Raw genomic sequence first — 14,982 nt, 5'->3', positions numbered from 1 at the left:
TAAATGGTGCTTCATGCGCGCCATACACATACCCCGGTTGGACGGTCCGTCGGTCGCGGAGTTGGTCGACATCGAGGAACCAGGCACCGACGGGGTGGTGATCGAGGTACACGCGGCCGGCGTGGCATTCCCCGACGCCCTGCAGACCCGCGGGCTCTATCAGTACAAGGCGCCGTTGCCCTACATCCCGGGAGCCGAGGTGGCCGGGGTGGTGCGCAGCGCACCGGCCGATGCCCATGTGCGCGCCGGGGATCGGGTGGCGGGACTGACCCTGCTCACCGGCGGGATGGCCGAGGTGGTGACGCTGCCCGCCGAGCGGGTGTTCGCCCTGCCGGACTCGGTGTCCTTCGAGGCCGGTGCGGGCGTGCTGTTCAACGATCTGACGGTGCACTTCGCCTTGCGGACCCGCGGCCGGTTGGCCGCCGGGGAGACGGTGCTGGTGCACGGTGCCGCCGGCGGGATCGGCACCTCGACGCTGCGGCTGGCACCGGCGTTCGGCGCCGCCCGGGTGATCGCGGTGGTGAGCACCGAGGCCAAGGGTGAGACCGCCCGCGCCGCAGGAGCCACCGACGTGGTGCTGGCCGACGGGTTCAAGGACGCGGTGGCCGAGCTGACCGGCGGTCGCGGCGTGGACATCGTGCTGGATCCGGTGGGCGGGGACCGGTTCACCGACTCACTGCGTTCCCTGGCTCCGGGCGGCCGGTTGCTGGTCGTCGGATTCACCGGCGGCGAGATCCCGACCGTCAAGGTGAATCGGTTGCTGCTCAACAACGTCGACGCCGTCGGTGTCGGCTGGGGCGCGTGGACCATGACCCACCCGGGCTACCTCGCGCAGCAGTGGGCGGAACTGGCCCCGCTGCTGGCCTCCGGCGCGGTCAGCGCACCCGAACCCGAGGTCTATCCCTTCGAGCGGGCCGGTGACGCCATCGCCTCGCTGGAAAACCGTAGTGCCACCGGCAAAGTCGTACTGAAGGTGCGCTAGGCCGGGTCCACCGGAACCGGTAGCAGCAATCGGGAGCCCGCGCCGACCTCATGGGATGACGACACCATCTGCGTTGCCGACCATACCGATTCACCAGTGCCGTGGTTGCGCGCATAGCGTGGATGTGAGCCGCCGGCGATCAGCAGTCTGATCCGCGATCCGGCCGAGAATCGGTGCGCGATCGGGTCCAGGTCCAGCTGCAGCACCGGTTCGGCCCCAGGTGTCCGTCGCACGTAGCCGTCGCTCACATTGCGGGACGCGCCGTCGGGCCCCACCTCACTGATCCGCACCCAGACGTCGGCCCACCCGGTGTCGGTGCGGTGCACGAGCTCGATCCGCGGCGTGCCGATCACCTCCAGCGCCTCGGTGAGCGGGGCAGTGGTGAAGGTGACGACATCGGCGCGCGCGGCCAGAGCCCCGTCCTCGCAATACCCGCTGGGCGCGAACAGAAGTCGGCCACCGACCGTCGGGGTCGGGTCGGTGGGGTCGAACACGAACCGGGCGATGGTCCCCGCATCGGCAGGCCGCCGGCCGGACAGTGCGGCCCGGGACTGCAGGTACAGCACCGTGTTCTCGGCAGGCGGTGGCCATGCGGGCAGCTCACGCCACGGGCTCTCGCTTGCGCCGGTACCACTCCCCGTCGCTTCGCTCGCCCCACTACCACCACTGACGTAGATCCGCGCCCCGCTCCAGCGTGGTCCGGACAGCCAGGCCAGCGTCTCGCGGACCGCGTCGCCACCGCCCTCGGCATGGGTCCACGGCCCCACGATCAGCGCCGGCTCGGCACCCCGGCGCGCCAGCGCGCCGTACTGCTCAAGGGTCTGGGTGAGGAACACGTCCTGCCACCCGGCGATCAGCAGCACCGGCGCGCTCACCCGGTGCAGTGCGTCGTCGAGCCGGCTGGGCCGCCAGTAGGGATCAGCGGGATCCGGTGTGGTCAGCCAGGACTCCACCCAGGGGACGCGGCCGTCGAGCACCCGGTGGCCGGCATCGCGCAGCGGCACCGTCTGCAACGGCCGCCGCATCCTGCGTACCGTGGTGAGCGCCCGCACCAGGCCGCGCACGGTGCCGCCGTCTTCCTGATGAGCCACCTGGTAGCTCCAGTTGAGGATATCGGCGAGCGCGAATGAACCTGTACTCCAACAGGACTCGCCCAGATTATGGGATGCCATGGCGATGACCGATGTGGTCAGCTCCGGCGGCGGGTCGGACAGCAACGCCCACTGGGTGAACCCGAGATAGGACGCCCCCATGGTGGCGAACTGCCCGTCGAACCATGGTTGAGTACGCAGCCACGCCACCGTGTCGGCCGCATCCGCGGTCTCGTCGCGGCCCGGTTCGAAAGTTCCACTGGAACCGAAAGTCCCTCGCGTACTTTGCAAGACGACACGATATCCGCGTCCGGCGTACAGCCCGACAACCACCGTGACCAACAGACTGGAGCGGCCGTACGGGGTGCGCATCAGCAGCGTGCCGACCGGCTCCGACTCCGGCGTGTAGACATCGGTGCGCAGCCGCTCGCCATCCCGGGTCGGGACGTCGATATCGCGGGTCACGTCGTAGCTCGTCGTCGGCGGCCCCAGGCCGAACCGGGCGGCGGCGACCCGCAGCACCAGTGCGGTCAGCATACGTTTGGCCAGCGTGAAATCAGACATGTATGTCCAGCGTAGCTAACGGCTCTCCAGATTGCGCCTGACCTCCAGGCGACGCAGCTTGCCCGAGGACGTTCTGGGCAGGGTGCCCGGCCTGACGAAGATGACGTCCGCGGGCATGACGCCGCATCCCGACGCGACGTGCTGCATCAACCGGGTACGGGCACCGGCCTCGTCGGGACCGCGGAACTCGGCGGTGACCACCAGGGCGGGCCGCACCGAGCCCTCGCCGATGCCGACGGCCACCACGGCACCTTCGCGCACTCCGGGGACCTGGGCGGCCAACTGCTCGACCTCGGTCGGGAAGATGTTGCGCCCGGCGACCGTGATGATCTCCTTGGCCCGGCCGCACACCACCAGACCGCCGTCGGCGAAGTAGCCGAGATCGCCGGTGCGGAACCAGGATTGATCGCTGTGCGGCTCGTCGCCGAGATACCCGGTCATCATCGAGGTGCCGCGGAGGGCGATCTCACCGATAGCCCCGTCGGTATCGTCGTCGCCCGGTTCGATTCGCACCTCCATCCCGGTGATCGGTTCACCGAGCACGGCGCGCCTGCCGGTTTCGGTCTCGACCGCACGCAAACCCATCCCGGGCACGGGAACCGTGACCGCGCAGTTGGATTCGGCCAAACCGTAGGACGGCGACAGGGCACCCGCATCGAAGCCGAACCGCGCCATCTCGGTCGCGAACCGTTCGGTGAGTTCGCAGTCGACGGGCTCACCGCCGTTGAGCGCGAAACGCAGTGCGGACAGGTCGACGCCGGTGACGCGGCGGGAATATTTGCCGATCATCCCGTAGGCCATATTCGGTCCGGCCGTGATGGTGGCCCCGCTGTCACTGAGCCAATTGAGCCACCGGAACGGTGAGGCCTGGAATGCCGAGGTCGGGGCCTGCCACACGTCGATGGCCGCGACCGCGCCCGACAGCAGGAAGCTCAGGCCCATATCGTGGTAGAGCGGCAACCACGAACACCCGACATCGTCCGGTCCCACCCCGATGCGTTCGTTGAGCCCGTTCAGGTTGGCCAGCACCGCCGCCGGTGACATCGCCACCGTGCGTGGCGTGCCCGTCGAGCCGGCGGTGCCCTGCAGGACGGCGACCGGCGCGTCGACGTCGGGCAACGCGACGGTGGACGACCGCCGCGGATGCGCGATGGTGGCCAGCTCGGCCACGGCCGGCGACTCGGCGGCGAGGCGCTCCAGATAGCTCCCGTGACTCAGCACCCGCCGGATGCCGATCCCGGCGAACCGTGCCAGTGTGCCGTGCGCCCACTCCGCGGGATCGGCGCCACGGATGGGGCCCGGCAGGATCGATACCGCGGCGCCGGCCAACTGGGCGCCGATGACCGCTGCGACGAACTCCGCGGTCGGCTCGCCCACCAGACCGATCGCGGTGATGCCGCCATCCGAGGCCCACTCGGCCACATTCTCGGCCCTGGCATAGATCTCCGGCCACGGGTGCCGAACCCAGATGCCGTCCTCGAGCAACACCAGATGGTTGCCGCTGACCGGCAACCGCTCACGCAGCACCGCGGCCAATGGGTTCACCATCGACGTGCAATTCGGGCAATGATCGTAATGAGGGTCATATCGCGGCCCCAAGCGCGCCGAGCGTCATGGGAGGAAATTACAGCAAAGGACCGGCACGTGGGCGCGTACCTTGACGGCGCCGTCAACGGGGCACCGGCATGGGACCAGAGATCGACTCGCCGTGAGCCGAGCCCGGTCCCGTGCCCCGGATCAGGCCAGCTGTTCCCGGAATGCCCTGGCGGCGAGCATCAGTTCCTCGACCCGCTTCTGGTCGGCGCGGTTCTCGAACACACCGTCAGCCTTGAAGTACGTCCCCACCACGGCCCCGTCCGCGACGCAGAGTTGCGTTGCCACGTTCTCGGCCCGCACCCCGGTGTTGACGAACACCGGTACGTCACCGGCCGCGGACTTCACCACCCGCAGCGCCTCGGTGTCGGTCGGCGCGCCCGCGGTGGCCCCCGACACGCAGATCGCGTCGGGCAGCGTCGCGAACACCGTGGTGCGGGTGATCGAGGCGAGGTCGCGCGCGGCCAGATAGGTGGCCGACTCGGGGACGATGTTGAACAGCAGCTTCACCGCGGACCCGCCGACGCGTGCCCGGTGCCGGGCCACCTCGCCGACGTTGGTGTCCCACAAGCCGAAATCACTGGCGTACACGCCGGTGAAGATCTCCCGGACGAACTTGGCACCGGTGGCGACGGCCAGGTCGATGGAGGCACGCCCGTCCCACAACACGTTGACGCCGTAGGGCACGAAGAGGTCGGGCAGCAGTTCGCCGATGATGCGGGCCATGGTGATCGCCGTGATCGGTTCGGTCTTGGTCAGATACGGCAGGCTGAACTCGTTGCTGATCATCACGCCGTCCACTCCCCCGGTCTGCAGCGCGTCGAGCTCGGCGCGGGCCCGGTCGACCACCGCGGCGATCCCGCCGGCGGTGTCGTAGCCGGGATCTCCGGGCAGTGCGCTGAGGTGGAGCATGGCGATGACGGGCTTTCGTACTCCGAAGACCTCGTCGAGCCAGGTGGTGGTCACTGATATGCCTTTCTTATTGACTACAAAGCTGATCGGGAGCGGACGGCTAATCCATGTAGGCGCCGCCGTTGACGGCCAGTGCCTCACCGGTGACGAAGCGCGCGTCTTCGGAGAGCAGGAAGGCCACCACACGGGCGACATCGTCGGGCTGTTCCAGCCGCCCCAGCGGGGTGTCGTCGATCATCATCGTGCGCACACCGTCCGGCGTGGATCCGCGGAGCTCCGCCTCCCACTCCAGTTCCCTTGTCTGCATGGGTGTCTCGACGTAGCCGGGACACACGCAGTTCACCGTGATGCCATGCTCGCCGAGCTCGTAGGCCATCGCCTGGGTGAGGCCGACGACGCCGAACTTGGACGCCACGTAATCCGACAGGTAGGGCACCCGGCCCTGTTTGCCCGCCATCGACGCGGTGTTGACGATGCTGCCGGCGGTGCCGCTGCGCACCATGGCACGGGCGGCCGCCTGACCACACACGAAGACGCCTTTGAGGTTGACGTCCATGGTCTGGTCGTAACGGGCCACCGGTGCGTCGAGAAACTTGTGCATGAACGAGATTCCGGCGTTGCTCACCCACGCATCCAGGCCGAGTCGATCGGCGATCCCGTAGGCGACGGTGGCGGCGTCCTCGGGTGCGCTGACGTTGAGCACCGCCGATTCGTGCCCGGCCTCCTGGTGCGGCAGGCCGGCCGCGACGTCACGCGCGGCATCGCCGTTGATATCGGTGACGACCACGCGCCAATCACGTTGCGCGAGGGTGGTCGCGATCGCCCGCCCGATGCCGGATCCAGCACCGGTCACCACGACTGTCTTGGTCATATATCTGCTTGTCCTCTTCTCTCAGGTTCTATGCGTCACGCGCCGGTCAGGCGCAGTTGTGTCCGTGCGTCGAAGGCTTGAGCGGCACCCGGCCGGACCGAGAGCGCCACCGCGGCGCCCTCGGTGATGCCCGTCAGGCGTGCGGTCTCCACCACACTGGTCAGTTCGGTGCCGCGCGCCTCGATGGTGACGATGGCGCGCGGACCCAGTAGTTCGATCAGGGTCACGTGTGCGGTGGCAGCTTCATCCCCAGAGGCCGCCACCGGCACGAGGTCGTCGGGCCGGACGCCGAGGATGAGTGGTCCGGTTGCGGCCATCCCGTCGACATCGATGGTGAATCCGGTTGGCACGGTGAAGGTCCGGCCGACCAGCTCGCCGTCGAGCAGGTTCATCTTGGGGCTGCCGACGAAGGAGGCCACGAAGGTGTCCGCCGGGCGGTTGTACACCTCCAGTGGGGTGCCCTCCTGCGCGGTGCGCCCATCTCGCATCACCACCATGCGATCCGACAGCGTCATGGCCTCCTCCTGGTCGTGCGTGACGTACACGGAGGTGATGCCGAGTCGACGCTGGATCTGCAGCAGTTCGGTACGCGTCTCGACCCGCAATTTGGCATCCAGGTTGGACAGCGGCTCGTCGAACAGGAAGACCGACGGTTCCCGGATGATCGCGCGCCCGATGGCGACCCGCTGCTGCTGACCGCCGCTGAGATCCTTGGGCTTACGGCCCACCAGCTGGCCCAGGCCGAGCGATTCGGCTACCTCGTCGGCGCGGCGCAGCGCCTCGGCGCGCGGCGTCTTGGAAGCCCGCAGCGGGAAGGCGATGTTCTCCCGCACACTCAGATGCGGGTAGAGCGCGTAGTTCTGGAACACCATGGCCACGTCGCGGTCGCGTGGCTGCAGGTTCGTGACGTCGCGCTCGCCGATGGTGATGGTGCCCGAGGTGACGGATTCCAGTCCGGCGAGCATGCGCAGGGACGTCGACTTGCCACAGCCCGACGGTCCCACCAGCACGGTGAAAGAACCGTCGGGCAGTTCAAGGTTCAGGTCCTTCACGATGGACGTGGAGCCGTAAGACTTGTTGACGCCGGAGAAACGGACTGTTGCCATGACGCGTTGCTACCCAATCATTTCTAGAACTTGACCGCGCCGCCGCTGATGCCCTGCACGAGCCGGCGCTGGATGAAGAAGCTCGCGATGACGACCGGCACCACGGCGATGAGGATCGCCGCGCTCATCGAACCGATCTGTACGCCGCGGAAGGTGTTGAACCCGGCGATGGCGACCGGCAAAATGGCCGCCTTACCCGGTGCCAGGATGAGGCCGTAGAAAAGGTCGTTCCAGGACAGGGTGAAACCGAAGATAGCCGCCGCACCGATCCCGGGGAACACCTGTGGAAGGACTACCATCCGGAACGCCTGGAATCGGGTGAAACCGTCGACCTGGGCCTGTTCCTCCAAGGACCGCGGCACCGCCTCGAAGAACCCGATGAGAAACCAGGTGACCACGGGCAGAACGAAACTCAGATGCGCGAAGATCACCGGCACCACGGTGTCGTTGAGCCGCAGCGCATAGGCCATCGTGAGGAAGGGGAAGACCAGCACCGCGGGCGGCAGTACCTGCGCGGCGAGCATGCCGAACCGGGTCGCGGTGCCGCCGGCGCGGAACCGCGCGATGGCGTAGGCGCCCATGCTGCCGACCACGACACTGATGCCGACGGTGACCAGTGCGACCAGCGCGCTGCGTCCGGCCGCCGCGAGGATGCCCGAGGACAGCACGTTGCGCCAGCTGTCGAGCACCGGGGTGAAGCTCAGCAGAAACGGATCATTGAGCTGCTGGGCAGTTTTCACGCTCGCCAGCGCCACCCATAGCACCGGGAACAGCACCGTGATCGCGGCAGCCCACAGCAGGGCGATCCGGCAGGCGGTCAATAGGCGGGAGTTCTTCATGACTGTTTCGCCTTCTCCATCCGGCGGAACGTGACCACGATGACCGCCAGCACGAGTACCAGCACCACGAACGCCATCGAGGACGCCGAGCCGAGCCGGAAGAACTGGATGCCGGTCTGGTAGATGAAGTACTGCAGCGTCTCGGTTTCGGTGCCCGGGCCACCGCGGGTGGTGGCGAAGACATACTCGAACACCTTCATGGCGTCCAGCGACCGGAGCATGATGGCCACCACCAACACCGGAGCCAACAGCGGAAGTGTCACCCGGCGCAGCACATACCAGCCACTCGCGCCGTCCACCCGGGCCGCCTCCAGGGGTTGGCGCGGAATGGATTCCAGGCCGGCCAGCAGGAGCAGCACCATGAACGGCGTCCACTGCCAGACATCGATGAACGCCATGGTGAACAGCGCCCGTCCGGGCCCGAAGAAGTCGTAGTCGATGCCGATCGCCCGCAGCAGGTGTGGGATGGCACCGAGTTGGTCGTTGAGCAGGAAACGGAAGATCAGCCCGACCGCGATCGGGGTGATGAACATCGGAGCCAACAGCATCGAACGGGTCAGATCGCGTGCCCAGCGCTGCTTTTGCAGCGAAAGGGCGAGGGCCAGCCCGATCACCAGTTCCAGCCCGACGGCGATGAGTACGTACAGCGCGGTGGTGCCGAACGCGTGCCAGAACTCCCCGTCGCCCAAGGTGTTGACGTAGTTGTCGGCGCCCACCAGATTCGGTGTGCCGTGATTGGTGAGCTTGAAGTCGGTGACGCTGAGGTAGAAGGCGTATCCCAGAGGGAAACCGACCACCCCGACGAAAAGGGCGATCAGGGGGGCGACCATGCCGTGTTTGAACTGCACCATGGTCATCGCTCCTTTCGTGGGGCGGTCGGTTTCGGGAAGGGCCAGCTCGTCGGGGGGGTGAGCTAGCCCTGGATCTTCTCGGCGGCGGCCTGCGCCGCAGCCAGCGCGTCGTCGACGCTCTTGGTGCCGGCGACGGCCTCGTTGAGTTCGGTGCCGACGGCCTGGATCATCTCCTCGCCGCTGGGCCCCTGGCTCAACGGCGCGGAGTTGGCCAGCAGCTTCTCCACCGTCTCGTAGTAGTCCGCGCCGAACGTGCCGTTGAGCACGGCCGGATCCTTGAGGGTGCTCTGCCGGATCGCGGCGCCGCCCTTCTCCGTGCGCACGACATCGTGCGGTTTGGCCGTGATCCACGAGGCGAACGCCCACGCGGCGTCCGAGGCACCGGAGTTGGCCGGGATGGCCCAGCTCCACGAGCCCAGCACCTGCTTGCCACCGGGGATGGTCGCCAGCTTGAACTTGCCGGCGGACGGGCCGGATCCGGGTTCGTTGACGGCGGGCAGCTGCCAGTTGTAGTTGATCATCGACGCCGACTGGCCGGCGGCCAGCGAGCGCTGCGCCTCGTCCATGCTCCAGTTCAGGCTGTTCGCCGGGGCCGCGTTCTTGTACGTGTCGATGTAGGCCTCGAGCGCACGCTTGGCTTCCGGCGTGTTCAGCGTGGGCTTGCCGTCGGGGCCGTAGATGGAACCGCCCGCGGCGAACAACCAGTTGCCCCACTCTTCGAAGATCTTGTACCCGCGCTGCGGCTGCATGGCGATACCCGCACGGTCGCCGGACTTGAGCGCCTTGGACACCGAGACCAGTTCGTCCAGTGTGGTCGGCACCGTCTGCTTGGCCTGCGCCATATCGTCGGTGTTGTAGAGGTATCCGAGTGCGTAGTTGTAGAACGGCACGCCGTAACGCACGCCGTCGACGGTGGTGATGTCGGTGAGCGGCTTGAAGAAATCGGCAGCATCGTAGTCGGGGGTGCTGTCGATGCGGGCATCCAGCGGCTGCAGGAACTTAGCCTTGGCGAAGTCCACCATCCACGGGTTGTCCACCACGATCAGGTCGTAGTTCGGGGTGCTGGACTGGAACGAGGACACCAGCTTGTCGCGCATCTGGTCATAGGTCAGCTGTTCGATATCGACCTTGATGTCCGGGTAGTCCTTGTTGAAGTCGGCCACCATCGATTTGACGATATCGCTGTCGGGGACGTTCTCCATCAGGATGCGAACGTTGCCCGAGGTACTCTTCGGGATCTCGCCGGTGCCGGTGGCCGAGGGCGACGAAGCCTGCTCCGGGCCTCCGCTGCCCGCGCAGGCGCTCAGCAGCAGTGCGACGGCGGACACCAGGGCGAACAGGGCGGCCAGGAAGAACGGCCGCCTCCGCCCTGGTGTCGGGGTGGTGGTGATTTTCATTGCGGCACTGATCCTTTCGTGTTACTCATCGAGGTGTACGAGCCAACCGGTGCGAGATGGGCGTCATCGCCGCACCGAGTTCACGCCATGCCGAATACCCGTCGTCGTAGGCCGCAGCCCGGGCCGGATCGGGTACGTACGGCGCGTCCAGGGTGATGAACCGGCCGGCATCGGACCAGTCGTCCAACGCACCGATGCCGATGGCGGCGATCACCGCGGCGCCCAGCGACGCTCCGGGGTGCCCGCGTACGGGCAGCATCTCCAGGCCGAGCACGTCGGCGTGGATCTGTTTCCACAGTGTGGATTTCGAGCCGCCGTTGGTGATCATCACCCGACTCAGCGGGATGCCGATATCGGTGAACACGTCGACGTGGTGACGGAAACCGAAGGCGATCGCCTCCAATACCGAGCGGTACATGTCGGCCCTGGTGTGGCCGAGGTGAAGACCCGCGAACGTGCCGCGCAGGTCCGGGTCATGCAACGGGCTCTTCTCGCCGAGAAAATAGGGCAGACAAAGGATCTCGGCGGGCGCGCGCTGAGCCGCCTCGTCATCGAGGGCGCTCAGGTCGGCGCCCCCGACGAGCGCCTGGAACCAGCGGATCAGGCTGCCACTGGTGGCCATACACCCATTGGGCAGCCAGTGCCCGGGTACCGGGTGCGCATCCAGGTAAAGGCGTTCGTCGACGACCTGAGTGTCACTGGCGACCAGGATGTCGCCCGCACCACCGAGTTTCACCAGCGCGTCGCCGGGCCTGTTGACTCCGGCGGCGTACGCGGACAGCACATGATCGGCGCCGCCGACCACCAGTGCCGTGCCCGCACGCAGGCCGGTCAGTTCGGCGGCCCGTGCACTGAGTTCACCGACGCGAGTGCCCGGACGGTGCACCGGCGCGAGGGTTTCCGGGTCCAGCTTCGCGGCCTCGAGTACAGGGGTGGCGATCGGTCCATCGATGCTGAACAGTCCCGATTCCAGCGCCCAGTTCTGTTCGACGTGACACGGCGCGCCCAACGCGGTGAGCACCCAGTCGTAGGAACCGACCCAGTGTGCGGTGCGAGCATAGATCTCGGGTTCGTGCTCACGAAGCCAGACGGTGGTGGGCGCCACCGACTGCTGGGTCAGTGCGGACCCGGTCAGGGTGACCAGGTCGACCCCGGACAATGCAGCGCCGAGTTCGGCCACCTCACGGTGGGCCCTGGCATCGTTCTGAAGGATGGCCCGCCGCAACGGGTTTCCCTCGCGGTCCACCGGGACGACGGCGGGCACCATGCCCGACGTGGCGACGGCGCCGACGGAAGCGGCGGAAACGCCACCGACGGTGAGGACTTCGCGGATGGACTCGACGACATTGTCGTGCCACTGCGTGGTGTCGGCTTCGGCGATACCCGGCCCGGTCGAGTACAGCGCGGTCTCACGGGTGGCGGTGGCAACGATGCCACGGTCCGTGCTGAACAACACCGTCTTGGTGCCGGTGGTGCCGATGTCGACGCCGATGGTGTAGTCGCTCACGAGTTGGCGTCCTCATCCCCGGCGACGCAGATGACTTCCACACCGGCACCGCGGGCGGCGACCAGGGCCGGATGGTCGACCTCACCGTCGGTGACGATGACTCCGATATCGGCCAGTGCGGCGATGCTGACGAACGTGACGCGCCCCAGCTTGCTCTTGTCGGCGGCGACGATGACCCGGTCCGCGCGACGGCTGGCCGACCGCTTCACCCGACTCTCACCGTGGTGGTAGTCGGAGATCCCGCGGTCGACATCGATGCCGGCCACGCCCATGACGAAGGTGTCGCAGTTGTACTGAGCCAGCGTGTCCTCGGCGGTCGGACCGATCAGGCTCAATTCGCCCGGCCGCACCTCACCTCCGGTCAGCACGACGGTGGTGTCCGGTTCGTCGACGAGTTCCAGCGCCACCAGGATGCTCGGCGTGACAACCGTCAGGCCGAGGCGGCGGCCGCGCAGTGAGCGGGCCACCGCGAGCGCGGTGCTGCCGGAATCCAGGATCAGGGTCTCACCGGGGCTCACGAGATCGGCCACGGCATCGGCGATATGCCGTTTCTCCTCGGCGGCGTCGGCCACCCGCGTCGCGAAGGAGGGTTCGGCATCTTTGCCTTTCACGGCGATCGCGCCGCCGACCACTCGGCGCACCACACCCAAGGCCTCCAGCGCTTCCACATCACGCCGGATGGTCATCTCGGATACCGCGAACTCGGAGGCCAGTTCGGCGTAGCCGACTTCGAAGTCGCTTCTGACGCGCTGCTCGATGCGGTCGCGACGGGTCTTCGCGTCCACGCTCACACCCAACTCCACTGTGTAAAATTCACATTAACAGTCACCGATACCGGCCAGACTGCCCCTGATGCGTTCATTGCGTGTGAATCTATGACATGAATTGTGAGCTGTCCACACAAAAGTGAGATTTTTTCTCACCCGCCGACATGGACTCGAGGACCGGGGCGCGCAACGCGTGGTCTCCTGCCCTGGCGGGGCACTCCTCCTACCACGGTCGCAGATCAAGATCGCCCCTCGGCACGATGTGCCGAGGGCTCACGCTTCGTAGCGTCGAGGTATGACACCAGAAGTAGCCAAAGATCATGGCTAGCAACACAAGTCCGCGACGGGTCGGCCTGTTGAGGTTCCTGCTGATGGGGCATACCGTCGCGCCGGGCATCAGTATGGCTCCCGCAGTCGCGCGCGGTGCCGCCCGACGACGGCTCGCCGCCGTGCTCGTGGCGGTACGCAACACGCCGGCAGAGAAGTACCTGCCCTACTACCCGCCTCGGCGCGCCGCATTCGTCGAGGACGCGGCCATGGCCCGCGAGATGTACCGGCTCTAGGCCTCCTACCCTGGTAGTACAACCCGGGCATGACGTGCACGAGGGCCCATCGCCTTAGCATGAGACGATGCTGGAAGCGGCCACACGCTACATACGGGCCTGGGCGCGTCTACAGCAGCCGCGCATCCCGGGCGGCTTCAGCTGGCCCTTCGTTCTGACCATCGATGTCACCATGGTGATGATCGGCGTCATCGCCACCCTGCAACGGCCGATGTCGGACTGGCCGGCCGCGGTACTCGCCAATGCGATCGCGATCATCCCGTGGGCGATGTTCTTCGTGTTCAAGGACCACCGATGTGAGGGCCCCGCGCTGTGGGCGGCCTGGACCGCCGCCTCGGCCATTCTGCTCTTCGGCACCTCCACCCCCATTCACGGCGACTTCGCACCGTTCCTGCTCGGACTGGTCGCCGGCGTCGTCGGCGCCATCACCTCGACCCGCGGCGGCGCGCTGGCCGCGACGTCGGCTGCCGCCCTGTTGGTGTACGCCGCGATCACCCACCGCATCGACACTCCCGCGATCTACCTGAGCTTCGTCGGGATCGCCTGGCTGATCGGATATCTGGTGCGCGGTCAACAGCTGCTGCTCGTCAAACAGCGCGAAGCCCAGGCACAGCTGGCCACGCTCGCCGCGGCCGACGAGCGCCGGCGCATCGCCCGCGAAGTGCACGATGTCATCGCCCACTCGCTGAGCATCACGCTGCTGCACCTCACCGGTGCACGGCACGCACTCCAGCATGACGGCGACGATGTCGAGGCCGTCAACGCGCTGCAGCAGGCCGAACGCCTGGGACGCCAGGCCATGGACGATATCCGCCACACCGTCGGGCTGCTCGCGGCCGATGCCGACCCCATGGCGCCGGAACCCGGTGTGTCCGACATCTCGACTCTGGCCGAGGATTTCGCGCGCGCCGGGTTGGACCTCACCCTCGAGATCGGCGGCAAACTCGAATACGTGTCCGCCGCTGCCGGTCTGGCGCTGTACCGGATTGCCCAGGAGTCGCTGTCCAATATCGCCAAACACGCGCCGGCCTCGCCGGCCACGGTGACCCTGACGGTATCCCGCACCGCCGCGACACTCACCGTGATCAACGCGCTGCCCGACCACGACATCCCGCCGAACACCACCCAGGGCCGTGGTGTCCGCGGCATGCGCCAGCGCATCGAACTGCTCGGCGGCACCGTCGACATCGGAGCGGGCCCGGTCAGCTGGTCGGTGCAGGCCACCGTGCCGTCGTACGCGGCGGATATGGACCTGCCGGCCAGGATGCGGGCCTCGTGACCGCCGGCGCGCCGGTCACCGCGCTCATCGTCGACGATCAGGAGCTGGTGCGGTCCGGACTGTCGTTGATCCTGCGCGAGAAGCACGGCATCGTGGTGGTCGGCGAATGCTCCGACGGGGACGAGGTCCCGGCCGCCGTCGACACATACCGTCCCGACGTCGTGGTGATGGACCTGCGCATGAAACGCGTCGACGGTATCGAGGCCACCCGACGGCTCACCGCCGCCGGGGGCCCGCCCGTGCTTGCCCTCACCACCTTCAACGACGACGAGCTGCTCTCCGATGTCCTGCGCGCCGGTGCCGACGGGTTCGTTCTCAAGGACTCCCCCGCCGAAGAACTCATTCGCGCCGTACGGGCCGTCGGCAGCGCCCAGAGCTATCTCGACCCAGCCGTGACGGCCCGCGTCCTGACCACCTACCGCAACTCCGCGGCGCCGGTCGCCGACGGTTCCGCGCTGGCGGAACTCACCCCGCGCGAACGCGATGTGCTCACCTTGATCGCCAAGGGCCACACCAACACCGAGATCGCCGACGAGTTATTCATCTCGGGGCTGACGGTGAAGACCCATATCGGCCGGATCTTCACCAAACTCGGCCTGCGCGACCGTGCTTCGGCGATCGTGTTCGCCTACGAGCAGCGCATCGTCACGCCCCGGTAGG

At 67.4% G+C, this 14,982-nt stretch carries 14 protein-coding genes; 4 read left to right on the top strand and 10 right to left on the bottom strand.

The genetic code is table 11. The features are described 5' to 3' along the window. The first annotated feature begins 13 nt into the window (after window positions 1-13). Entirely contained in the window at window positions 14-982 is a 969-nt protein-coding gene (locus FHU31_RS09445) for an NADPH:quinone oxidoreductase family protein (protein ID WP_090355495.1), read from the top strand. On the opposite strand, the gene FHU31_RS09440 is transcribed toward FHU31_RS09445, so the two are convergent. From FHU31_RS09440 to FHU31_RS09395, 10 genes are all read right to left on the bottom strand, one after another. Further along, window positions 979-2,637, bottom strand: coding sequence for a CocE/NonD family hydrolase (locus FHU31_RS09440; RefSeq protein WP_234901169.1), 1,659 nt, complete (start codon window positions 2,635-2,637; stop codon window positions 979-981). The two genes, FHU31_RS09445 and FHU31_RS09440, sit on opposite strands and share 4 nt — an antisense overlap. Window positions 2,638-2,652: 15 nt before the next feature. Next, entirely contained in the window at window positions 2,653-4,182 is a 1,530-nt protein-coding gene (mbtM, locus tag FHU31_RS09435) for a long-chain-fatty acid--ACP ligase MbtM (protein WP_263988153.1), read from the bottom strand. A 192-nt stretch (window positions 4,183-4,374) separates the two neighbouring features. Then, a complete protein-coding gene (locus FHU31_RS09430) occupies window positions 4,375-5,196 on the bottom strand; it encodes a BtpA/SgcQ family protein (protein ID WP_263988134.1) in 822 nt (273 codons plus the stop codon). A 46-nt stretch (window positions 5,197-5,242) separates the two neighbouring features. Beyond that, entirely contained in the window at window positions 5,243-6,013 is a 771-nt protein-coding gene (locus tag FHU31_RS09425; protein ID WP_167157728.1) for an SDR family NAD(P)-dependent oxidoreductase, read from the bottom strand. 35 nt (window positions 6,014-6,048) lie between these two features. After that, window positions 6,049-7,119, bottom strand: a complete 1,071-nt coding sequence (locus FHU31_RS09420; protein WP_167157726.1) for an ABC transporter ATP-binding protein — start codon at window positions 7,117-7,119, stop codon at window positions 6,049-6,051. Window positions 7,120-7,142: 23 nt separating this feature from the next. Continuing rightward, the gene (locus FHU31_RS09415; RefSeq protein WP_167157723.1) at window positions 7,143-7,958 is read right to left on the bottom strand and encodes a carbohydrate ABC transporter permease; all 816 of its coding nucleotides are present in this window, start codon (window positions 7,956-7,958) and stop codon (window positions 7,143-7,145) included. After that, the gene (locus tag FHU31_RS09410) at window positions 7,955-8,806 is read right to left on the bottom strand and encodes a carbohydrate ABC transporter permease (RefSeq protein WP_167160826.1); all 852 of its coding nucleotides are present in this window, start codon (window positions 8,804-8,806) and stop codon (window positions 7,955-7,957) included. The genes FHU31_RS09415 and FHU31_RS09410 overlap by 4 nt, the downstream gene beginning before the upstream one ends. A gap of 65 nt (window positions 8,807-8,871) precedes the next feature. Continuing rightward, entirely contained in the window at window positions 8,872-10,206 is a 1,335-nt protein-coding gene (locus FHU31_RS09405; protein ID WP_167157721.1) for an ABC transporter substrate-binding protein, read from the bottom strand. Window positions 10,207-10,231: 25 nt separating this feature from the next. Further along, the gene (locus tag FHU31_RS09400; RefSeq protein ID WP_167157719.1) at window positions 10,232-11,713 is read right to left on the bottom strand and encodes an FGGY-family carbohydrate kinase; all 1,482 of its coding nucleotides are present in this window, start codon (window positions 11,711-11,713) and stop codon (window positions 10,232-10,234) included. After that, window positions 11,710-12,510: a DeoR/GlpR family DNA-binding transcription regulator gene (locus FHU31_RS09395; RefSeq protein WP_090355516.1), complete on the bottom strand. Its 801-nt coding sequence runs from the start codon at window positions 12,508-12,510 to the stop codon at window positions 11,710-11,712. The genes FHU31_RS09400 and FHU31_RS09395 overlap by 4 nt, the downstream gene beginning before the upstream one ends. Window positions 12,511-12,800: 290 nt before the next feature. Between FHU31_RS09395 and FHU31_RS09390 the strand changes: the two genes are divergently transcribed. From FHU31_RS09390 to FHU31_RS09380, 3 genes are all read left to right on the top strand, one after another. Further along, window positions 12,801-13,043, top strand: coding sequence for a hypothetical protein (locus FHU31_RS09390; RefSeq protein WP_167157715.1), 243 nt, complete (start codon window positions 12,801-12,803; stop codon window positions 13,041-13,043). Between the two features lie 67 nt (window positions 13,044-13,110). Next, on the top strand, window positions 13,111-14,322 hold the full coding sequence (locus FHU31_RS09385; RefSeq protein WP_167157713.1) for a sensor histidine kinase: 1,212 nt from the start codon (window positions 13,111-13,113) through the stop codon (window positions 14,320-14,322). Beyond that, window positions 14,319-14,981 (top strand): response regulator, encoded by a 663-nt coding sequence (locus FHU31_RS09380; RefSeq protein ID WP_167157711.1) that lies wholly within the window; start codon window positions 14,319-14,321, stop codon window positions 14,979-14,981. Before FHU31_RS09385 ends, FHU31_RS09380 begins: the two co-directional genes overlap by 4 nt. Window position 14,982 lies beyond the last annotated feature (1 nt).

This window comes from Mycolicibacterium fluoranthenivorans (assembly GCF_011758805.1).
In the GTDB taxonomy this organism is placed as follows: domain Bacteria; phylum Actinomycetota; class Actinomycetes; order Mycobacteriales; family Mycobacteriaceae; genus Mycobacterium; species Mycobacterium fluoranthenivorans.
This window is presented reverse-complemented; position numbering and strand designations above follow the sequence as displayed.